Annotated in this window: 22 protein-coding genes; 12 read left to right on the forward strand and 10 right to left on the reverse strand. The window is 64.7% G+C overall.

The window, feature by feature from the left end; translation table 11 throughout:
- The first annotated feature begins 239 nt into the window (after positions 1 to 239).
- Positions 240 to 1,553 (forward strand): amino-acid N-acetyltransferase, encoded by a 1,314-nt coding sequence (gene argA / locus G4G28_RS18720; RefSeq protein WP_182989436.1) that lies wholly within the window; start codon positions 240 to 242, stop codon positions 1,551 to 1,553.
- 32 nt (positions 1,554 to 1,585) lie between these two features.
- The gene (locus G4G28_RS18725; RefSeq protein ID WP_182989437.1) at positions 1,586 to 1,858 is read left to right on the forward strand and encodes an oxidative damage protection protein; all 273 of its coding nucleotides are present in this window, start codon (positions 1,586 to 1,588) and stop codon (positions 1,856 to 1,858) included.
- Positions 1,859 to 2,057: 199 nt separating this feature from the next.
- Here the strand turns inward: G4G28_RS18725 and G4G28_RS18730 are convergent, their stop codons facing one another.
- On the reverse strand, positions 2,058 to 2,630 hold the full coding sequence (locus G4G28_RS18730) for a DUF488 family protein (RefSeq protein WP_182989438.1): 573 nt from the start codon (positions 2,628 to 2,630) through the stop codon (positions 2,058 to 2,060).
- Between the two features lie 119 nt (positions 2,631 to 2,749).
- Between G4G28_RS18730 and G4G28_RS18735 the strand changes: the two genes are divergently transcribed.
- Entirely contained in the window at positions 2,750 to 3,592 is an 843-nt protein-coding gene (locus G4G28_RS18735) for a DUF817 domain-containing protein (protein ID WP_182991881.1), read from the forward strand.
- A gap of 136 nt (positions 3,593 to 3,728) precedes the next feature.
- Here the strand turns inward: G4G28_RS18735 and G4G28_RS18740 are convergent, their stop codons facing one another.
- A complete protein-coding gene (locus tag G4G28_RS18740; RefSeq protein ID WP_229425193.1) occupies positions 3,729 to 4,136 on the reverse strand; it encodes a hypothetical protein in 408 nt (135 codons plus the stop codon).
- Between the two features lie 222 nt (positions 4,137 to 4,358).
- Here G4G28_RS18740 and arfB point away from each other — a divergent pair, with 222 nt between their 5' ends.
- Positions 4,359 to 4,757: an alternative ribosome rescue aminoacyl-tRNA hydrolase ArfB gene (gene arfB, locus G4G28_RS18745; RefSeq protein WP_182989439.1), complete on the forward strand. Its 399-nt coding sequence runs from the start codon at positions 4,359 to 4,361 to the stop codon at positions 4,755 to 4,757.
- Between the two features lie 51 nt (positions 4,758 to 4,808).
- On the opposite strand, the gene G4G28_RS18750 is transcribed toward arfB, so the two are convergent.
- The 8 genes from G4G28_RS18750 to edd all read right to left on the reverse strand — a co-directional run bounded on the left by G4G28_RS18750 (position 4,809) and on the right by edd (position 10,993).
- Entirely contained in the window at positions 4,809 to 5,048 is a 240-nt protein-coding gene (locus G4G28_RS18750) for a hypothetical protein (RefSeq protein WP_182989440.1), read from the reverse strand.
- Between the two features lie 103 nt (positions 5,049 to 5,151).
- A complete protein-coding gene (rpiA, locus tag G4G28_RS18755) occupies positions 5,152 to 5,829 on the reverse strand; it encodes a ribose-5-phosphate isomerase RpiA (protein WP_182989441.1) in 678 nt (225 codons plus the stop codon).
- Between the two features lie 148 nt (positions 5,830 to 5,977).
- Positions 5,978 to 6,475, reverse strand: a complete 498-nt coding sequence (locus G4G28_RS18760) for a hypothetical protein (RefSeq protein ID WP_182989442.1) — start codon at positions 6,473 to 6,475, stop codon at positions 5,978 to 5,980.
- A 119-nt stretch (positions 6,476 to 6,594) separates the two neighbouring features.
- Positions 6,595 to 7,167 carry a Rhs element Vgr protein gene (locus G4G28_RS18765; RefSeq protein WP_202033671.1) on the reverse strand — a complete coding sequence of 191 codons (573 nt, stop codon included), beginning with the start codon at positions 7,165 to 7,167 and terminating at the stop codon, positions 6,595 to 6,597.
- Between the two features lie 101 nt (positions 7,168 to 7,268).
- Positions 7,269 to 7,667: a hypothetical protein gene (locus G4G28_RS18770; protein ID WP_202033673.1), complete on the reverse strand. Its 399-nt coding sequence runs from the start codon at positions 7,665 to 7,667 to the stop codon at positions 7,269 to 7,271.
- 45 nt (positions 7,668 to 7,712) lie between these two features.
- A complete protein-coding gene (locus G4G28_RS18775) occupies positions 7,713 to 8,273 on the reverse strand; it encodes an SRPBCC family protein (protein ID WP_229425194.1) in 561 nt (186 codons plus the stop codon).
- A 160-nt stretch (positions 8,274 to 8,433) separates the two neighbouring features.
- Positions 8,434 to 9,060 (reverse strand): bifunctional 4-hydroxy-2-oxoglutarate aldolase/2-dehydro-3-deoxy-phosphogluconate aldolase, encoded by a 627-nt coding sequence (gene eda, locus G4G28_RS18780; protein ID WP_183107710.1) that lies wholly within the window; start codon positions 9,058 to 9,060, stop codon positions 8,434 to 8,436.
- 13 nt (positions 9,061 to 9,073) lie between these two features.
- Positions 9,074 to 10,993, reverse strand: a complete 1,920-nt coding sequence (gene edd, locus G4G28_RS18785; protein WP_182989444.1) for a phosphogluconate dehydratase — start codon at positions 10,991 to 10,993, stop codon at positions 9,074 to 9,076.
- A gap of 349 nt (positions 10,994 to 11,342) precedes the next feature.
- Here edd and pgi point away from each other — a divergent pair, with 349 nt between their 5' ends.
- The 8 genes from pgi to G4G28_RS18820 all read left to right on the forward strand — a co-directional run bounded on the left by pgi (position 11,343) and on the right by G4G28_RS18820 (position 21,120).
- Positions 11,343 to 12,986: a glucose-6-phosphate isomerase gene (gene pgi, locus G4G28_RS18790; RefSeq protein ID WP_182989445.1), complete on the forward strand. Its 1,644-nt coding sequence runs from the start codon at positions 11,343 to 11,345 to the stop codon at positions 12,984 to 12,986.
- A 14-nt stretch (positions 12,987 to 13,000) separates the two neighbouring features.
- Positions 13,001 to 13,897: an SMP-30/gluconolactonase/LRE family protein gene (locus G4G28_RS18795; protein WP_229425195.1), complete on the forward strand. Its 897-nt coding sequence runs from the start codon at positions 13,001 to 13,003 to the stop codon at positions 13,895 to 13,897.
- Between the two features lie 473 nt (positions 13,898 to 14,370).
- Complete coding sequence (gene zwf / locus G4G28_RS18800) at positions 14,371 to 15,846, forward strand: glucose-6-phosphate dehydrogenase (RefSeq protein WP_182989446.1); 1,476 nt, start codon at positions 14,371 to 14,373, stop codon at positions 15,844 to 15,846.
- Between the two features lie 405 nt (positions 15,847 to 16,251).
- Positions 16,252 to 17,106, forward strand: a complete 855-nt coding sequence (locus G4G28_RS18805; protein WP_182989447.1) for an SIS domain-containing protein — start codon at positions 16,252 to 16,254, stop codon at positions 17,104 to 17,106.
- Positions 17,107 to 17,305: 199 nt separating this feature from the next.
- Positions 17,306 to 18,499, forward strand: a complete 1,194-nt coding sequence (locus tag G4G28_RS18810) for a multidrug effflux MFS transporter (protein ID WP_229425196.1) — start codon at positions 17,306 to 17,308, stop codon at positions 18,497 to 18,499.
- A gap of 89 nt (positions 18,500 to 18,588) precedes the next feature.
- Positions 18,589 to 18,906 carry a hypothetical protein gene (locus tag G4G28_RS26760; RefSeq protein ID WP_229507721.1) on the forward strand — a complete coding sequence of 106 codons (318 nt, stop codon included), beginning with the start codon at positions 18,589 to 18,591 and terminating at the stop codon, positions 18,904 to 18,906.
- 163 nt (positions 18,907 to 19,069) lie between these two features.
- Positions 19,070 to 20,794 carry an ATP-binding protein gene (locus G4G28_RS18815; RefSeq protein WP_229507722.1) on the forward strand — a complete coding sequence of 575 codons (1,725 nt, stop codon included), beginning with the start codon at positions 19,070 to 19,072 and terminating at the stop codon, positions 20,792 to 20,794.
- The gene (locus tag G4G28_RS18820; protein ID WP_183107711.1) at positions 20,791 to 21,120 is read left to right on the forward strand and encodes a low molecular weight protein tyrosine phosphatase family protein; all 330 of its coding nucleotides are present in this window, start codon (positions 20,791 to 20,793) and stop codon (positions 21,118 to 21,120) included. Before G4G28_RS18815 ends, G4G28_RS18820 begins: the two co-directional genes overlap by 4 nt.
- The last annotated feature ends 18 nt before the right edge of the window (positions 21,121 to 21,138 follow it).

Consider the following 21,138-nt stretch of genomic DNA (forward strand, 5'->3'; position numbering starts at 1 on the left):
GTGCGCCCTGGCGTGCGCTCTTCGCCCGGATGCCTGCGCTCGGGCTTCGTCTGCAGGACTTCGCCCGTCTGCGTCAGCGGTGCGCGCAACTCGGCATTCGCCCGTTCGCGCGCCGGGTTCGATTCAGGCTGGGGAACTGCTGCGCGCGCCGTGTCCGGCGAAGGCTTGTTACTCTGTTCAGACATTGTTTTTACGAGGTATTTGGTGCGCAAGTCGCGCAGCGAATTATAATGCGGCAAATGGAAAACCCTACCCAATTCGTCCAGTGGCTGCGTTCTGTCGCGCCGTATATTCATGCCTTTGGCGGCAAGACGTTTGTTGTTGCATTTCCCGGCGAACTGGTCGCTGCCGGCGCCCTGCCGGTGCTGGCGCAAGACCTGTCCCTGCTGGTCGCACTCGGCATTCGCGTCGTGCTGGTACACGGTTCGCGTCCGCAGGTGGCCGAACAGCTGGCGCTGCGCAGCGTCGAGGGCCGCTTCCACAACGGCGTACGCATCACCGACACCGCCGCAATGGAATGCGCGAAGGAAGCTGCGGGCGAACTGCGTCTCGATATCGAGGCCGCTTTCAGCCAGGGCCTGCCGAACACGCCGATGTCGAACGCCCAGATCAGCATCGTCTCCGGCAACTTCGTCGTCGCCCGTCCGCTGGGCGTGATCGACGGCGTCGACTTCGAACTGACCGGCATGACCCGCAAGATCGCCGCCGACAAGATCGCCCCGATCCTGCAGACCGAGGACAACCTGGTGCTGCTCTCGCCGCTGGGCTTCTCGCCGACCGGCGAAGTGTTCAACCTGACGATGGAAGATGTTGCGGCCTCGGCGGCGATCGCCCTGCATGCCGACAAGCTGATCTTCATCACCGAAACGCCGATGATGTCGGATGCCGCCGGCACCGAGATCCGCGAACTGTCCTCGCACCAGGCCGAGGCCGTGCTGCAGGCGAACTTCCTGCCGCCGGACGCGGCCTTCTACCTGCGCCATGCGATCAAGGCCTGCAACAGCGGCGTCGACCGCGCCCACATCGTTCCTTTCGAGATGGATGGCTCGGCCCTGCTCGAGCTGTTCACCCACGATGGCGTGGGCACCATGATCAGCCACGAAAACCTGGAAAGCCTGCGCCAGGCCACAATTGAGGACGTCGGCGGAATTATCAAGCTGATCGAACCACTGGAAGCGGACGGCACGCTGGTGTATCGCGGCCGCGAACTGATCGAGCGCGAAATCGACCAGTTCTCCGTCATCGAGCACGACGGCGTGATTTTCGGCTGCGCGGCGCTGTATCCGTTCCCCGAAGCGAAGATGGGCGAGATGGCCTGCCTGACGGTCAACCCGGACGTGCAGGCCCAGGGCGATGGCGAGCGCATCCTGAAGCACATCGAGAACCGCGCGCGCGCTTCGGGCCTGACCAAACTGTTCGTGCTGACGACCCGCACCGCGCACTGGTTCAAGAAGCGCGGCTTCCAGCCGGCCAGCGTGGACGACCTGCCGAAGGACCGCCAGCACATGTATAACTGGCAGCGCAAGTCACAGATTTTCATCAAGACTTTATAATCGCTGTTTTCTCACCGAATCTGGAGCGCATCATGGCCCGTATGGTCAACTGCATCAAGTTACAAAAGGAAGCCGAAGGCCTGGACTTCCCGCCCGTCCCCGGCGAAATGGGCAAGAAGCTGTATCTGTCGGTGTCGAAGGAAGCCTGGCAGGCCTGGCTGAAACACCAGACCATGCTGATCAACGAGAATCGCCTGAACCTGGCCGACGACCGCGCGCGCAAGTACCTGGCGACGCAGATGGAAAAGCATTTCTTCGGCGAAGGCGCGGATCAGGCTGTGGGTTACGTGCCGCCGACGGCGTAAGTACTACGTCCTCATCGGGACCTCGAGGCGGGCTTCAGGCCCGCCTTTGTTTTTGTGGTTCGTAGGGTGGGCTCTCGAGCCCACGCTGTCGTACTGTCGCGTACCGCACAGTCAGTAAATGTCCGCTGTTCATGCACTGCAACCTGATGGATGCGTTTCGACATGGATGGGCTCGACGGCGTGGGCTCGAGAGCCCACCCTACTCACAGCAGCCTTCAGCTTTCGTCGCTTCCGGAGCCTCTCCTGATTCCTCCGGTGGATACAGGATCCGCGTCCCCTCCACGCTTGCAAACGGCGTCAACTTCGCCGGCCGCCGCTTGCCCGGGTTGATGATGTGCTCGACCGGAATGCCGCGCACCAGCAGCGCATCCGCCACCAGCGAGCGGTGGCAGCGCCAGGGAACCGACTCGGCGCACATCAGCGCGCAGCGCGTGGTGGCGGCCAGCGCGATCACCATCTCGACGTTTTCCACGAATTCCGCCGTCTGCATGTAGTCGGCGTAGCCGCGAAACGAGGTATTGCGCCAGCCGCTGTTGGGCGAATCCTTGCGCGCACGGCGCAGGCCGCCAAGGCCCGGCACCTGGCGGTATTCGATGCCGGCCGCCGCCAGCGAGACGGGCAGCTGGTCCTGGCCGAACTGCGGGTTGTGGCGCGACTTGGGCACCGTGCGGATGTCGAGCAGGCAGGCGACGCCGTTCTCCTTGAGCAAGGCAATGAATTCTTCGATCGGCCGGTTCGAGTGGCCGATCGTGCAGACGAGGTCCGTGTTCACTGGGGCACTCCAGAATGACTGAATGTGTATTGTCGCGCCGACAGGACTATACCGGCGCCGCCCAGCCCATCGTAGAATGACGAGTCCGCCCCTTCCCGCTTCGGCGCACCGACATGAACATGATTGCCGCGATCGACAACCTGCTGCTCGACAACCGTCCGCGCCAGCTGGCCGGGCTGCGCCGCGGCCTGCTCGAGTTCTGGTATTTCGGCATCAAGAACGCGCGTTCCTGCCTGTTCGTCTTCCTGTTCATGGCAGCCGTCCTCCTGATGCCGCGCGCCGGCATCCTCGGCATCCCCCGCTACGACGTGCTCCTGCTCGTGGCTGTGGCAATCCAGTTCTGGATGGTGTTCTCGAAGCTGGAAACCTGGGACGAACTGAAGGCCGTGTGCCTGTTCCACGTGGTCGGCTTCGCGCTGGAGGCCTTCAAGGTCTCGGGCAACATCCAGTCGTGGAGTTATCCGGATTTTGCCTACACGAAATTGCTGGGCGTGCCGCTGTTTTCCGGCTTCATGTATGCGTCGGTCGGCAGCTATATCGTCCAGGCCTGGCGCCTGTTCGACCTGCGCATCCGCCATCATCCGCCCTACTGGATGGCAGCGACCATCGCCATGCTCATCTACGCGAATTTCTTCACCCATCACTATATCGGCGATTACCGCTGGTACCTGGCCGCCTGCGCACTGGGCCTGTATTCGCGCACCGTCGTGATCTACCGCCCGCTCGACCGCGACCGGCAAATGCCGCTGATGCTGGGCTTCGTGCTGATCGGGTTCTTCATCTGGCTGGCCGAAAACATCGGCACCTTCTGGGGCGTGTGGCGGTATCCGAACCAGCTGGGCGCGTGGTCGCTGGTACACCTGAGCAAATGGAGTTCGTGGTCGCTGCTGGTGATCATGACCTTCACGATCGTCGCGAGCCTGAAGCACATCAAGAGCAAGATTCACATCGCCGAGCAATAGCCGGAGCGGCTAGCTGACCTGGAGGAGAGAAAGGCGAAAGGCTCCGCACAGCCGCGTGTCTGCCCCACAGAAAGGCGGCTGCCGGAGACACGGCACCGACAGAATCGGTGCCGCAACGGAGGGACCTCCGAAAACTTTACTTGGAAGCGTCCTGCATCTTTTCGCCAGCCTTCTCGAGGCCCTTGCCGGCCTTTTCGGTGACGTTGGCGGCGCCTTCCTTGACGTCCTGGCCGGCTTCGCGGGTTTCCTGCTTCACTTCGGCGCCGGCTTGCTTCAGGTTCTCGCCCGTGCGCTCGGCGGCGTTCTCGATTTTATCGCCGGCATGGTCAGCGGCCTGGCCAACGTTCTCGGCAGCGCGCTCGGTGGTTGCACCGACGACGGCAGCGCCTTCCTTCACGTCGCTGGCGACAGCGGCGCCAGCCTGGTCGACGGCCTTGCCGGCTTCCTGGGCAGGACCGGTCGATGGATCGTTATCGGCTTTTTTGCAGCCGGTAGCCAGGACCGCGACAGCCAGCATCAGTGCGGAGAGGGTGGTCTTGTTCATGGTGGAACTCCTTATCAATTTGTTATGAATAAGATTACCGCTTTCGAAAAAAAGATGCCACACGTTACATTTGTTACGAGTGCGACGATAGGAATCCGCTTCCAGCTTCCAGGTGCGCGCGATCCGGTTACACTCGCGGCCAGCACGCAATCGACACGCATGTCGCACACATCAGGGAACGATTTTGAGGACTGAACAATCACAGCAAACCGGGAACCCGACGTGACGGTCCCTATTAACCCGGCTGAAGTCGAATTCATTGCCATTCGCGCGCAGGGACCGGGCGGGCAGAACGTCAACAAGGTGTCCTGCGCCGTGCACGCGCGCTTCGACGTGCATGCCTCGTCGCTGCCGCCGCATATCAAGGAGCGCTTGCTGGAGTTACGCGATGCCCGCGTCACCCGCGAGGGCGTCGTGGTGCTCAAGGCGCAGAGTTCGCGCAGCCTGGAACAGAACAAGGAAGACGCGCTGGGCCGCTTGCAGGCGCTGGTCGACCAGGCGGCCGTGGTGCCGGTCGTACGCCGTCCGACGAAACCGACGCGCGGCTCGCAGCGGCGCCGGCTGGACGAAAAAACGCGCAGCGGCCAGATCAAGGCGCTGCGCGGCAGGGTGACCGACTAGGAACTGGCGCGGCAGATATGCCGGCGCCGTCTCTTCAAGCCGCCGGCAGCATTACATCTTCTTGCACTGGCGCAGTTCGCAGCGAGCCATGAACACCCTGCCGTCGGCGCACTGCAAGCGGTAGATCTCGACGGGGCCCGGCACCGTCACCAGGCCGGCGCCCTGCCCCGTGCAGGCATTCTGGCGCGCCATCTGTTCCACGGTCGTCGAGGACACGCCGATGCGGTAAGGGATGCGCTCGATCGGCGTGCCGTTGGCATCGACGAGCCCGGGCGCCGGCTTGGCCGCCACAGCGGGCGGCGCGGGCGGCGCCTTCGGCTTTTCTGAACATCGAACAGCCGCCCAGGGCAGCAATCATCACCAGTACCAGCACACGTTTCATGGTCGCTCCGAATCAGAAGGTCAGGGTCTTGACGCCGTCGGCGGTACCGAGCAGGCAGACGTTGGCGCCCTGCTGGGCGAAAAGGCCGACGGCGATCACGCCGACGATGCCGTTGATCTGCGTTTCCACACCCACCGGGTCGGCAATCTCCATGCCGGCCACGTCGATGATCTCGCCGCCGTTGTCGGTAATGAAGGGATCATTGCCGCCCGCCTTCGTGCGCAGGCGCGGCTGGCCGCCGAGTTGCGCGAGCTTGCGCATGACGGCCGCGCGTGCCATCGGGATGACTTCGACCGGCAGCGGGAACTTGCCCAGCGTGTTCACCAGCTTCGAGCCGTCGGCAATGCAGACAAACCGCTTCGACACCGAGGCGACGATCTTCTCGCGCGTGAGCGCCGCGCCGCCGCCCTTGATCATCGCGCCCGCTGCGGTGATCTCGTCGGCGCCATCGATATAGACGGCGATCGACTCGACATCGTTCAGGTCGAACACGGGAATGCCGTGGCCGCGCAGGCGCGCCGCGGTGGCTTCGGACGAAGCGACGGTGCCCTTGATGCGGTCCTTGATCTTCGCCAGTTCGTCGATGAAGAAGTTCGCCGTCGAGCCGGTGCCGACGCCGATGATTTCGCCGTCGACCACGTAATCGATGGCCGCGCGCGCCACGGCTTGCTTGAGTTCGTCCTGAGTCATGATGTCCGCAATGGGAAATGTGGAAATGCAGACATTTTAACGGATCGGCCCTGCCCTTCCCCGTCTTTTGCGGACCTTCGACAAGGAGGCATCCGGCACCCTTTCGATTGCAGCGCGGCGCCGATCCGGGCGGGACGGAAAAGACGGCTCAGGCGCCCGGCGCAGGGCAAGTGGGAACGGCGCGTTCGGACTGCCCGCTCGCGCCGATGCGGTGCACGCGAGCGACGCCCCGCCCTTCGCGCACCAGGCAGAAACGGGCGAGGTAATGCGTGGGGCGATTGCCTGTCTGGCGCGTGTCGATCTGTACCTGGTAGACGACGCCTTCTGCCAGGGGAGCCGCCGCCGTCTGCGGCAAGGCCGGCACCCGCCCTCCGTAGGGGATGCACATGCTTGCATTGAGCGGGAAAGTCCGCTCGCGCGGCATCGCCATCTTCCACATCACCGTTCCGCCGGGCGCACTGACCTTCACCGACTGGAACTCCGGGCCGCCGCCGCGGCGCTCCTCGTCCATCGCAATCGTGAAGCATGCGTTGCCATTCGCTCCCGCGCGTACCTCCGCCTCGCCGACACGGCCTGCGGCCTGCACCGGGAGCACAAGCTGGAAGACGGGGCATATGACGAGGAGTCGTGTCAGTAGACGCTTCATGACCGTGTCGGAAAACAGGAAGGAGCGCCTAGCCTAAGGCCTGGTTGCACAGCAGTATTGAGCCGACTCAATGCAATCAGGGTAGACAGGCGCTGCTGTCCTGTGGCGTGGCAGACGCCCTACCCCAGACGGGCAATGCGCCCGGCCAGGCCGCGGTGGAGATGGTCGCGGCTGCCCGGATCGGCCAGGAAGCCAGCCAGCACCCGTTCGTACAGCGCCAGCGCGCCGCCGTAACGGCGCTGGCGCATCGCATCGGGTCGCTTCAAGAATTTCAGCACGAAGTAATCGGCCAGCAGGTCGCCCTGCGCTTCCATGTTGTAGTCCGCCAGGCTCGCATCCTCGTGCAGGTCGTAGTGGTACGGCAGCTTGATGCGGATGGCGCCGCGCAGGCGCACCGGGTAGCCCAGCTGGTGCTGCCAGACATGCACCATTTCGTGCATGAACCAGTGCTGGCCGGTGATGTTCGCTTGAGAGTAGTCGTCGAGGAAGCAGGACTGATGGAAGTACATGCTGCCGTTCGGAGTCATGCAGCAGTTCTTCGGCTGGAAAGGCATGTAGCGCCGGCCGTGGATGCGCACGCGGCCGTAATCGACGGCATCGCGGAACAGCAGCGAGGCCATGGCGATTTCGCCTGCGCTGAGGGGGCGCCAGCGATGCACATGCGGACTGCGGGCACGGAGGACATTCTTCATTGCTTGCTTGTACACGATTGAGAGGCTAGCCAATCTTAATTGATGCAGGTCGGGAATACAGGTCGAAGTAGCCTCTCAGGCGCACGTCGCCACCGGGAACGTTATGGCACGTACACCATATGAACGGTCACGGCATATCCATTGTCTGCTTCCGATACCTGAACCTGCAATACGAGGTCGCTACGGCCCTCCTCTTCCGTCCAGAGATCGACAAGCGCATCCCAGTGACCGTTCATCCAGATGCAAACGGAGGTGTCCCATGATGCTTCTGGAAGCGGAAGCAGCGTCGCGCCGTAGTCCTCAATGTACTCGCGGATCTGGATAGCGGTGTCCTCGGATATCGGAGCCACGCCGCTCACCCGATCCGCAAGAGCGTAGTCTTGAAGAGCGAACGCATCGACGACGTTCTTCAGGACCGGCCGCCACGCCGACGGGATGAGCCCTTCGCTTGCGGAGTCTTTGCTTACCGGAACTTCCGTCTGCTCGGTATGTAGTCGCATTTCCAATGCCTCTATCTGCCTCTGCTGAAGTTGCGCCCGGAGCTGTTACTCCTGCCGCTCCGCCCGCTGCAACACGGCCCCCATCATCCTGCCGATATCCTTCCTGACCACGCCCGTGCCCACGATCCCCGGCACATCGAACTTCGGCGCGATGGTCGCGTTGTAAACGACGCGAGTGCCGCCCGCGCCGGGCACCGGTTTGAGCTCCCAGCTGGCGCGGAAGACCTTCATGTCGCCGTCAATCAGGCTGATATCGATGCGGTCGGGCGACGATTCCTGTACCTGCACGCGCAGGCGGATGGTCTGGCTGAAAAAGAGAAAACGGGCAGTGCCCAGCTGTTCGACGACGACCTTGTCGCCGCTACGCGAGACGACACGCGCGCTTTTCAGGTTGGGCAGGAATTCGGCCAGATGGTCGTAGTCGGTGAGGACGCGCCAGACCGCGGCCCGGCTGGCCACCACCGTGCCGCTCGAGGCGATCTGGTAGACCTTGGCGCCCTCGCTGCCGTCGACGTGCTCCACCTTCAGGTCGAACGCGGGCGCGCCAGGCTGCGCTGCCGCGGAGGGAGAGCTCGAGGCGAGCAAGGCGCACCCGAGCAACAGCATGTTTAACAGGCGAAATAGCATGCGCCGAGGGTACCATGCTGATGGGCTCGCGTCATGCCATCGCAGCGCAGTGTTCATTGGCGGCGCCTGCGGGCAGGCGCCGCTTCAGTACCCGGGCAATACCTTGCGCAGCAAAGCATGCCCGGTGAAACGGATGACCTCAGGCCTGCTTGCGCAGCGCCGCCGCGGCCCGCGCCAGCTCGGTGATGCGGCCCCAGTCGCCCGCCAGCATCGCATCTTTCGGCGTCAGCCAGGAACCACCCACGCAGGCCACGTTTTTACAGGCGAGGAAGCTCGGCGCGGTATCGATCGAGATGCCGCCAGTCGGGCAGAAGGTCACGTCCGGCAGCGGACCGCCGATCGCGTTGAGCATGCCGACGCCGCCCGCCGGCACCGCCGGGAACAGCTTCAGCTGTTTAAAGCCCGCTTCGCGCGCCGCCATCACTTCCGACGGCGTCATCACGCCCGGCAGCAGCGGCAGGCCGCTCTTTTTCGCCGCCTCGATCAGCGCCGGGGTCAGGCCGGGCGAGACGCCGAAGACCGCGCCGGCATCGCGTGCGGCGGCGAATTCGTCGCCTTGCGTCAGGGTGCCGACGCCGACAATCGCGCCTTCCACCTGCGCCATGTCGCGGATCGCCTGCAGCCCGTGCGCGGTGCGCAGCGTCACTTCCAGCACGCGGATGCCGCCGGCCACCAGGGCTTTTGCGAGCGGCACGGCGTGGTCGGGATCGTCGATCGCGATCACGGGGATCACGCTCGCCGAGCGCATGATGTCAAGTACGGTCATGGTCGTAGTCATCTTATTTCTGTGCCTTGAAAAGAAAGTCTTCGTCGGAACCGGGCTGGCCTTCTTCGGCATGCATGCCTTCATGCAGCGGCACGGTAGTGGGAATCGGCGATGGCAGCGGGAAGGTCGCGGCGCCCTCCTCCGCCGGGCTGGAGTGGTTGCGGAACATGGCGAACAGCTCGCGGCCCATGCCGATGTGGCTCTTCGAGATGTCGGCGGTGGCCATGCTGCGCCCTGCCCATTCCTGGGCCGGAACCAGGGCGTCGAGCGTGCCCTCGACCGCGTCGACGCGGATCATGTCGCCATCGCGCACCAGGCCGAGCGGGCCGCCGGCCAGGATTTCCGGCGAGACGTGGATCGCCGCCGGCACCTTGCCGGACGCGCCCGACATGCGGCCGTCGGTGACCATCGCCACCTTGAAGCCGGCATCCTGCAGGTTCGACAGCGCGGGCGTCAATGCATGCAGTTCCGGCATGCCGTTGGCACGCGGGCCCTGGAAGCGGATCACGGCCACGAAGTCGCGGTTCAGTTCGCCCGCCTTGTAGCGCAGCATGAAATCTTCCTGCGAATCGAAGGTGATGGCCGGTGCCTCGATCACGTGGTAGTCCGGCTTGACGGCCGAGATCTTCATCACCGCGCGGCCCAGGTTGCCCTGCACCAGCACCATGCCGCCGTTGCTGGCGAAGGGGTTCGAGGCCTTGCGCAGCACCGACTCATCGCCGGATTGGGCCGGCACGTCGCGCCAGACGACATTGCCGGCATCATTCAGGAACGGTTCCTTGCAGTGGGCGCGCAGGCCGTGTCCCAGGATGGTGTTGACGTCTTCGTGCGCCAGGCCCGCATCGAGCAGCTCTCGGATGACGAAGCCCGGACCGCCGGCGGCCTGGAAATAGTTCACATCGGCTTCGCCGTTCGGGTAGATGCGGGTGAGCGAAGGGACGACCTTCGACAGCTCGTCGAAGTCGTTCCAGTCGATCACGATGCCGGCCGCGCGGGCGATCGCCACCAGGTGCAGCGTGTGGTTGGTCGAGCCGCCGGTCGCGTGCAGGGCGACGATGGCATTGACGATGCTTTTCTCGTCGACGATGTGGCCGATCGGCATGTAGTTACCGCCCTGCTGGGAGATCGCCACCGCCTGCTCGCTGGCCGCGCGTGTCAGTGCGTCGCGCAGCGGCGTGCCCGGCGTGATGAAGGCGGCGCCCGGCATGTGCAGGCCCATCATCTCCATCAGCATCTGGTTGCTATTGGCGGTGCCGTAGAAGGTGCAGGTGCCGGCGCCGTGGTAGGAGGCCGACTCGCCTTCGAGCAATTCCTCGCGGGTGGCTTCACCCTTGGCATAGCGCTGGCGGATGGCCGCCTTTTCCTTGTTCGACAGACCCGAGGTCATCGGGCCGCCCGGAACGAAAATGCCCGGTATATGGCCGAAGTGCAGCGCGCCGATCAATAGGCCCGGGACGATCTTGTCGCAGATGCCGAGGTAGAGCGCTGCATCGAACATGTTGTGCGACATCGCCACGGCGGTAGCCATGGCAATGGTGTCGCGCGAGAACAGCGACAGTTCCATGCCCGGCTGGCCTTGCGTCACGCCGTCGCACATGGCCGGCACGCCGCCCGCGAACTGGGCCACGGCGCCGACGTCGCGCACGGCGTCCTTGATCACTTTCGGGAAATATTCGAAGGGCTGGTGGGCCGAGAGCATGTCGTTGTAGGACGAAACGATCGCGACCGACGGTTTTTTTTGCTCGCGCAGTTTCAGCTTGTCGTTCTGGGGGAAAGCAGCGAAACCGTGGGCGAGGTTGGTGCACGACAGCGACCCGCGCTGCACGCCCTGGACCCGCGCCGCCTCGAGGTGCGCAAGATAGGCAGCGCGCGAGGGCCGGCTGCGCTGGATGATCCGCTTCGTTACCTGTTCAACTACGGGATGGAGCGCCATAATCGTTCCTTCGAAATTGTATTCTGAAATTTTACTACAAAATGGGAATGGGGTTGTGGCGAGGTCTCGCTTTTCGACTTGCAGCCGTGCTATACGGCGTGGACACGAGTGTCCACCCTACGGTGTGCCGCCTGCCGAGGTACAAAATAGTGTCGTTGGCGCCCGCGTAACGTAGGGTGGGCACTCGTGCCCACGCGGGCTGACGACGTGATCAATCGAACACTTTTACGATAGAACGTTTGCATTCGGATTACACGCCACGAATTCTCGCTCAGGCATTACGTAGTGAATTTACGGACGATTCCTGTATCATTCGATAATCTGTCTAAAACAACATCGCATGCTCAACATGACCGCCATCCCACTGACCAGTACGACCAGTTTCCAGGCCCTCGAAACCCATGCCGTAGAGGCGGAAGACTGGCAGATGCGCAGCCTGTTCGCGGCTGATCCGCAGCGCTTCGAGCGCATGTCGATCGAGGCCGCCGGCCTGTTCCTAGACTATTCAAAAAACCGCCTTGACGGGCGCACGCTTGAACTGCTGGCAGCGCTGGCGCGCGAGCGCGGCGTGGAGGCCCGGCGCGACGCGATGTTCGCGGGCGAAAAGATCAACAACACCGAAAACCGCGCCGTCCTGCACACCGCCCTGCGCGCCCCGCGCGACCAGCAATTGACCGTGGACGGCCAGGATGTGAGTGGCGACGTGCATGCCGTACTGGCCCGCATCAAGACGTTTACGGACGCGGTGCGCAGCGGCGAATGGCTGGGCCATACCGGCAAACCGATCACCGACATCGTCAACATCGGCATCGGCGGCTCCGACCTTGGTCCGAAAATGGTTTGCCTGGCGCTGCGCCAGTACAGCCACCCGCGCCTGAAGATGCATTTTGTGTCGAACGTCGACGGCCACGACATGGACGCCGCGCTGGAACAGGTGAACCCGGAAACCACGCTCTTCATCATTGCCTCGAAAACCTTCACCACGGCCGAGACCATGATGAACGCCCAAACCGCGCGCGTGTGGTTCCTGCACGATGCGCCGGAAGAGGCCTTGGCGAAACACTTCGTCGCGGTCTCGACCAATGTGGAAGCAATTAAAACCTTCGGCATCGACCCGGCCAACATGTTCCCGTTCTGGGACTGGGTGGGCGGGCGTTATTCGGTGTGGTCAGCGATCGGCCTGCCGGTCGCGCTGGCGGTCGGCTTCGGCTACTTCAGCGATTTCCTGGCCGGCGCCCACGCCATGGACCAGCACTTCCGCACGGCACCTGTCGAGCAGAACATGCCGATGCTGCTGGCCCTGGTCGGCTTCTGGAACCGCCAGTTCCTCGGCGCCAGCTCGGTCACGATCGCCCCCTACCACCAGGACCTGAACCGTTTCCCGGCCTACCTGCAGCAGCTCGACATGGAGAGCAACGGCAAGCGCGTCACGCGCGATGGCGAACCGGTGGACACGCCGACCTGCCCCGCCATCTGGGGCGAGCCCGGCACCAACGGCCAGCATGCTTACTTCCAGCTGCTGCACCAGGGCACCGACGTGACGCCGATCGACTTCATCGCCGCGCTGCGCCCCGCGCACGAACTGCAGAACCACCATACGGCGCTGCTGGCGAACTGCTTCGCCCAGTCGGAAGCCTTCATGAAGGGCAAGACGATCGACGAGGTGCGCGAAGACCTGCAACAGCAAGGCCTGTCCCTTGCCGAGATCGAGCGCCTGGCGCCCCATAAGACCTTCCCCGGGAACCGTCCGAGCAACACCATCCTGATGGAATACCTGACGCCCGCCACGCTGGGTGCCCTGATCGCGCTGTACGAACACAAGACCTTTGTGCAGGGTGTCATCTGGGACCTGAACAGTTTCGACCAGTGGGGCGTGGAACTGGGCAAGGTGCTGGCCAAGCAGGTCGAGGCGGAACTGAAGGGAGAGGCGCGGCTTGACGCGCACGACAGCTCCACCAATGGCCTGATCGCCCGTGCCAAGGCGGCGGTGTAATGATGGGCGCCGACATGAAATCCCTGAAATTCGAGGTCGTCCATCACGAGCCGATGCAGGTCGGCGAATGCCCTCTCTGGCACGATGTGGAATCGGCCCTGTACTGGGTCGACATCAACGGCCTGACGGTCAACCGCGTGCACCCGGCCAGCGGCAAATTCTCGAGCTGGACGATGGCCTCGGAACCATCGGCCATCGCGGCGGACGACGACAACAACCTGGTCGTGGCGACGCGCCTGGGTTTCGTGCGCCTCAATACAACCAGCGGAGCGATGACCGACATCTGCCCGGCGCCGTACGACACGAAGATTGTCCGCTTCAACGACGGCCGCGTCGATCCGCAGGGCCGTTTCTGGGTCGGCACCATGTACGAGCCGCGCGACAAGCCGATGGCGGAAATGTACGTGCTCGAACGCGACGCGTTGCACCTGGCCTGGTCGGGCAACATGACCAATTCGAACGGCCTGGCCTGGAGCCTTGACGGACGCGCCATGTTCCATGCCGACACCACCAGCCACCGCATCGACCGCTACGATTTCGATGCCGCCAGCGGCACGCCGGCGAACGGCCGCACCCTGCTGAGCTTTTCGACCGACAAGACTGCCGCCGACTATGGTGGTCGCCCGGACGGCGCCACGGTCGACAGCGAAGGAAACTATTGGGTGGCGATGTTCGAGGGCGGCCGGCTGCTGAAGCTCTCGCCCGAAGGCGAACTGCTGCGCGAGATCCCGCTGCCGGTGCGCTGCCCGACCGCCGTTGCCTTCGGCGGCGCCGACCTGCGCACGCTGTACATCACCAGCGCCAGCCATGGTCGCTCGGCCGCCGAGGTCGCGCAGTATCCGTTGACGGGCAAGGTGCTGTCGCTGCGGGTGGATGTGCCGGGAGTGGTCAGCGCCGACTACCGGCGCTGACGCGTAGGGTGGTCGGCTCCACCCCGCTTCGTGCATTGACGTGGCGTGTGCGCCGCCCACGCGTTCAACCGGCGCATGCAGGGCCGCTCCCCTCACAAGGTCCGCCTTTCCTTCGTGCGAGGCCGCGACATATCGGGCGAACGTTGAACGCGTAGTTCAACAATCCTTGAGACGACGCGGTCCTGCATAAGGAGGAATCGGCCCTGTGAAGCAGCGCGATCGTCATGCGGCTGTTAAACGCGTGGGCGGCGCATATGTAGTCGTCGATCATATCGTCGGGTGGAGCCGACCACCCTACGCCGTGACTCATCCCACTCCCACCCACCAGAAGAGGCGCGCCCTACCTCCCTCTCTTGTGGCACCATCAACCCGCGCCACGCCGCAATTACGTAGTAGAGTTTCTTGCCAAGAGCATATTCATGTAGTAAATTTACATCAATAGCTCCTTCTCCTCTTTGCGAACCGAATACACCATGGCTCTTCTTGACTTCGACCTCGTCTTCTTTGGCGGCAGCGGCGACCTTTCCATGCGCAAGCTGTTGCCGGCAATGTATGCGCGCGATGTCGCCAACGACCTGCCGCCGACCGCGCGCATCATCTGCGTCGGGCGCGACGCGAGTTCGCAGGAAGCCTTCCTCGACTTCGTCGACACGCACTCGAAGCAGCACATCAAGGACCAGGACAGCATCGATGTGCAGAAGTGGCAGAGCTTCCTGCAACGCATCACCTATGTCGCCCTCGATGCGACGAACGTGAAGACCTATGCCCCACTGGTCGACGCCTTGCGCCAGGACGATGCGATCACGCGCGTGTACTACCTCGCCACCCCGCCCCACCTGTTCGCGCAGATCTGCGACAACCTCGCCGAAACCGGCCTGGCGACGCCAAATTCGCGCGTGGTGCTGGAAAAGCCCCTGGGCCGCGACCTGGAATCGGCCAAGCAGATCAACCTCGACGTCGGCAAGGTGTTCGCCGAATCGCAGATCTACCGGATCGACCATTACCTGGGCAAGGAAACCGTGCAGAACCTGCTGGCGCTGCGCTTCGGGAACGTGCTGTTCGAGCCGCTGTGGCGGCGCGAATGGATTTCCGACGTGCAGATCACCATCGCCGAGAAGATCGGCGTCGGCAACCGCCTCGGCTACTACGACACCTCGGGCGCCCTGCGCGACATGCTGCAGAACCACCTGCTGCAACTGCTGTGTATCGTGGCGATGGAGCCGCCCACCTCGATTTCGCCGGACGCCGTGCGCGACGCCAAGCTGCAGGTACTGCGTTCGCTGAAGCGCTTCACCCCGACCACGCTGGCCCAGAACATCGTGCGCGGCCAGTACCGCGCCGGCTATGTCGACGGCCAGCCGGTGCCGGGCTACCGCGACGAGCCGGACGCGCCGAAACAGTCGAAGACCGAAACTTTCGTGGCCATGAAGGCCGAGATCGACACCTGGCGCTGGGCCGGGGTGCCCTTCTACCTGCGCACCGGCAAACGCATGGCCGACCGCCTGGCCGAGATCGTGGTGCGCTTCAAGCCGATCCCGCATTCGATCTTCAACCAGCCGACGTCGAGCTTCCAGCCGAACAGCTTGGTCATCCGCCTGCAGCCCGACGAGGGCCTGTCGCTGAACCTGATGGCAAAGACGCCAGGCGACTCCATGCGCCTCAAACAGGCCGAACTCGAACTCGATTTCCGCGAGCAGTTCAAGGCGCCGCGCATGGAAGCCTACGAGCGCCTGCTGCTCGATGTGCTGCGCGGCCAGCTGACCCTGTTCATGCGCGGCGACGAGCTGGAGGCGGCCTGGGAATGGGTCGAGCCGATCCTGGACCACTGGGAGCAGGACGACAGCACGCCGGTGCCGTATGCATCCGGCACCTGGGGTCCGGCGGCATCGTCGGCGCTCATTGGGCGCGACGGCTTGCAGTGGCGCGAAGAAGCGTTGCCCGAAGACTAAAAATGGCAACGCAAGGAGTCCGGCCAAGCTTGGCCAGACCGTTCCGCAGGCGCATTGCGATGCAATGCGAAACCCTGCTTCACCGCTCCCGGAAGATTAATAATGAGAGCGCAAGGAGTCCGGCCAAGCATGGCCGAACTGTTCCGCAGGCGCGTCGCGATGCAACGCGAAACCCCTGCTCCACCGCTCCCGGAAGATTAATAATGAGAGCGCAAGGAGTCCGGCCAAGCATGGCCGAACTGTTCCGCAGGCGCGTCGCGATGCAACGCGAAACCCCTGCTCCACCGCTCCTGGAAGATTAATAATGAGAGCGCAAGGAGTCTGGCCAAGCATGGCCAGACCGTTCCGCAGGCGCATTGCGATGCAATGCGAAACCCCTGCTTCACCGTTCCCCGAAGATTAAGCATGCTGCTCGACTCGATCCGCACCCAGCTCGACTCGCTCTCCAAATCGGAGCGCAAGGTGGCGCTGGCCGTGCTGGAGTCCCCCAACACCACGGTCAGCCAGAACATCACGGCGCTCGCGAAAAGCGCGCAGGTATCCGAACCGACCGTGGTGCGTTTCTGCCGCACGCTCGGCTACGACGGCTGGCACGAATTCAAGCTGAAACTGGCGCAAGGCCTGGCGCTGGCCCTGCCGGCCGCCAACGAGCAGCCGGCCCAGGACGACCTGGCGGCGGACCTCGTCAATAAAATCTGCAGCCGCTCGATCAACACCCTGCTCGACCTGCGAAACAACCTGAAACCTGAACTGATCCAGAGTGCGCTCGACATCCTGAAACGCGCCAACAAGATCGAGTTCTACGGCCAGGGCACGTCTGGTTTCGTGGCCGCCGACGCCCAGCACAAGTTCTTCCGCTCGGGCGTGCCCACCGTGTCCTATACCGACCCGGCCATCCACTCGATCGCCGCCGCCCTGCTGCGCGAAGGCGACTGCGTGGTGGCGATCTCGCAGCGCGGCAACAACCCGGCGCTGGTGCGCTCGGCCAAGCTGGCGCGCCGGGGCGGTGCCGACGTGATCGTGCTGGCGCCCTCTGGCACGCCGCTGGCCGACATGGCCAGCGTCCTGATTCCGATCGACCTGGTCTTCAACATCGACCCCTACACGCCGATTTCCGCGCGCCTGGCTTACCTGGTCGTGATCGACGTGCTGGCCGTGGGCCTGGCCTTGCAGCGCGGGCCGGAGTTCAGGAAGAAAATGCAGAACGCGCAGAAGGCGCTCGAAGAGTTCGACATGCAGTTCGATTCGTTTATTGGGTAACATGCGCGGCTGACACGCGCGGCGGACAGGCACGAAGCCCGGCCCGCGGGTATTCGCTGGAACGGCCGACGCAGCACCCGCCAGGACGTATTGACGCGCGCAGCCGGGCGCGCCAGCCTGCGCCGATCGGCTACGCTGGCAGGAACACGCGACCATGCTCCGTGTATCAGGCCACCCAACTGCTGACCAGGACCTCCGCTTGCATTCCCGTACCCTCACCGTCATCCTCGCAGGCCTGTCGATGGTCGGCGCCTTCGCCATCGACACTTTTCTGCCCTCGTTTCCCGCCATCGCGGCGGACTTCGCGGTCGACGCGGCACTCGTGCAGCAGACCCTGAGCGCCTACCTGCTGGCGTTTTCCGTCATGAGCCTGTTCTATGGCACCTTGTCCGATGCTTTCGGGCGGCGTCCGGTCATTCTTGTGTCGCTGCTCATCTTCATCGTCGCCTCCATCGGCGCCGCCTTTGCCACCAGCTTTGGCGCCCTGCTGCTGTGCCGGGTGCTGCAGGGACTGTCGGCCGGCGGCGGCCGGGTGATTGGCCAGGCGGTGGTGCGCGACCGCTTTTCCGGCGCTGAGGCCCAGCGCTTGATGGCCAGCATCACGATGGTGTTTGGCCTCGCACCCGCGATTGCGCCGGTGATCGGCGGCTACCTGCACACCACCTTCGGCTGGCGCTCGGTTTTTGTGTTCCTCACCGCCGTCGGCCTGGTGCTACTGGCCGCGACCTGGCGCTATGTTCCCGAAACGCTGCCGCCCGAGAAGCGCGCGCCTTTCCACATCCGCAGCCTGGCCGCGCACTATGTGAACGCACTGCGCAATCCCCGTTTCGTGGCCGGCGCCTTGGCGATCGCCTTTGCCTTCGGGGGCCAGGCCATCTACATTTCCGCCGCGCCGCACTTCGTGATGGAGATCCTGAAGCTGCCTGAAACGGCGTTCGGCTGGCTGTTCATTCCCATGATCGGCGGCCTGGTGGTCGGCGCCGCGGTCAGCGGCCGCCAGGCCACCCACTCGGCGCCCGCCGCCCTGCTGCGTATCGCATTCGCCTGCATGGGCGTGGCGGCCATCGCCAACCTGACCGGCAATCTGCTCTTCCACGCCCACTTGCCCTGGGCTGTCCTGCCGATCATGGGCTATGCGTTCGGCGTCGGCCTGGCGATGCCGATGATGAGCATCGCAACGCTCGACCTGTATCCGCAGATGCGCGGCCTGGCGGCATCTCTCATCAGCTTCGTGCAGATGCTGGTGTTTTCGCTGATGTCGGGCGTGGTCGCGCCCCTGGTCTTCGAGAGCGCAGCCCGGCTGGCCGGGGTGGTCGTGGCCTGCTTCCTGCTCGCCTTCGGGTGCTGGCGCTTTGCCAGCCGTTCCATGCCCGGGCTAGCACAGGGAGCGTAAGCAGGAGCCATGCCTGCGGCCTTCCCGGGCAGCCGCCCCGGACGGCGCGACAATTCGCCGTATAATGATTTTTTGCCCTGAGGCTAGTGATGCGGCCACCCGGTTTTACTCTCTCCCTGCGCCGCCTGCTCATCCTCCTCAGCGCGATCGGCCTGCTGCCGCTTGCCTTGCTGGGCTTCTGGTCGGTGCATACCACGAGCCAGTACCAGCAGCGCGAGCAGGACCGCGCACTGCTCGACCTGGCGCGTGCGCTGTCGAGCGCCGTCGACGCGGAACTCGACGGTTCGATCGCCACGCTCGCCAGCCTGGCACGGGCACCGGCCATCGGCGCCGGCGACATCCATCTTTCTACGACATCGCGCGCGACCAGGTCAAGGCGCAGCCGGAATGGCTGGCGATCATCCTGACCGATGCCGCCGGCAAGATCCTGTTTCGCACCACCGACCCGTTCGGCACACCTGCCGGCCATATCACCGATCCGGACAGCCTGCGCCAGCTGCTGGAGGTGCAAAGGCCGCTGGTGGGCCATGTGGCCCGTGGCGGGCGGAAAAAGTCGCATTTCCGGTACGCGTGCCGCTGCGCGACGAGGCCGGGCACCTGTATGCGCTCACCGCCGTCATCAAGCCCGACCGCATCCTCGGCGTCGTCAGGCGCCAGGCGGCGCCCTCCGGGTCGGTCATTGCCGTCATCGACGCCGACGGTTCGATCGTGGCGCGTTCGAAAGACCACGACAAGCGCGTCGCCGGTCCGGCCGGCCCGGTGCTGACGCAACTGATGGCCGGCGGCCTGCCGGAGGGTGTCGGCCGCAATGTCAACTATGAGGGCGATACGCTCACGAGCGCCTTTACGCGCCTGTCGCGCCATGGCTGGACGGTGGCGGTCGGCGTACCTCGGCCCAGCATCGGCCCCGCATCGCTTGCCGGCATCACCATGTATGGCTGGGGCCTGGCCGCCTCGCTGCTGGCCTGCGTGGGCCTGGCCTGGCTGCTATCGATCCGCATCACCCGCAGTTTCGCCAATTTGCAGCGCGGCGCCGCGGCGCTTGGTGCCGGCGAACAGGTCGAGGTCGCGCCCACCCGTATCCGCGAACTCGATTCGATGGGCCAGGCGCTGGAAAAGGCGGCAAGCCAGCACGCGGCCCATGAACAGGAACGTTCGCGCCTGCTCGCCTCGCTGGAAGAAGCGCTGGCCGCCAGCCGCGACGCCAGCCGCGTCAAGGACGAATTCCTGGCCGTCCTCGGCCACGAGCTGCGCAACCCGCTCAGCCCCATCGTCGCCTCGCTCGACCTGCTGGACCTGCGTGCCGATGCCGGCAACGCGCGCGAACGCACGATCATGCGGCGCCAGGTGAACCACCTCAAGCGCCTGGTCGACGACCTGCTCGACGTCTCGCGCATCACCTCCGGCAAGATGCAGCTGGACCTGCGTCCGCTGAACCTGGCCGAGCTGGTGCGGCATACGACGGGCGAGCGCCCCGGCGTGCCGGTGGCGCTGTCGGCCCCTGCCGAAGTCTGGGTGAATGGCGACGAGAGCCGGCTGGTGCAGGTATTGAACAACCTGCTGTCGAACGCCGAGCGCTTCGGCGCCGGCAAGCCGATACGGGTGCTGCTGGAGGTCGACGGCGACCAGGCGCGCCTGGAAGTGAGCGACGGCGGCATCGGCATGCCGCACGAACTGCTCGCCAGCGTCTTCGAGCCCTTCTACCAGGCGCCGCAACAGGTGGCGCGCAGCACCGGCGGCCTGGGTCTCGGCCTGGCCATCGTGCGCCGCATCGCCCTGCTGCATGGCGGGCAGGTAAGCGCCCACAGCGAGGGGCCCGGCAAGGGCAGCCGCTTCGTGGTCTGCCTGCCGCTGGCGCCTGCCCAGCTACCTGCTCCGGCGGCACCGGCAGGTCAGCCTGGTGTCCGCACCTCCGTACTGGTGGTGGACGACAATATCGACGCCGCCGCGACGACCGCGCTGATCCTGCAAGGGCTCGGCCACGAGGTCCACGTGGCGCATTCGGGCGCCGAGGCGCTCGCCGTCTTCGAACGCAGCAGGCCGGCAGTGGCAATCCTCGACATCGGCCTGCCCGACATGGACGGCCATGCCCTCGCGGCCGCGATGCGCGCCCACGCCGACGTGCCGGCACCGCGCCTGGTCGCCCTCACCGGCTATGGCCAGCAGGCCGACATCGACCGCGCGCGGCAAGCCGGTTTCGACCTGCACCTGACCAAGCCGGCCACGCTGGACGACCTGGCGGGGGCGGTGTCGGATGCGGGTGTCGAGACCGGGCAATCGGACTACACGCGATGACCAACGCACTGTTTATCTGTACGCAGAACCGCCTGCGCAGCCCGACCGCCGAGCATGTATTCGCCTCCTGGCGCGGCGTGGAGACCGACTCGGCGGGACTCGGTGCCGACGCCGACATTGCGCTCTCGCCCGAGCAGCTGGCCTGGGCCGACATCGTCTTCGTGATGGAAAAGACGCACAAGGCGCGGCTCTCCACCAGATTCAGGCAGCACCTGAACGGCAAACGCGTCATCTGCCTGGACATCCCCGACGAGTACGAGTACATGCAGCCGGAGCTGGTACGGCTGCTCGAATCGAAGGCCGGGCGCTTCCTGCGCCAGGGCTGACCGCCCGCCGCGCCCGCG

The sequence above is a fragment of the Massilia sp. Dwa41.01b genome (genome assembly GCF_014171775.1).
In the GTDB taxonomy this organism is placed as follows: domain Bacteria; phylum Pseudomonadota; class Gammaproteobacteria; order Burkholderiales; family Burkholderiaceae_D; genus Telluria.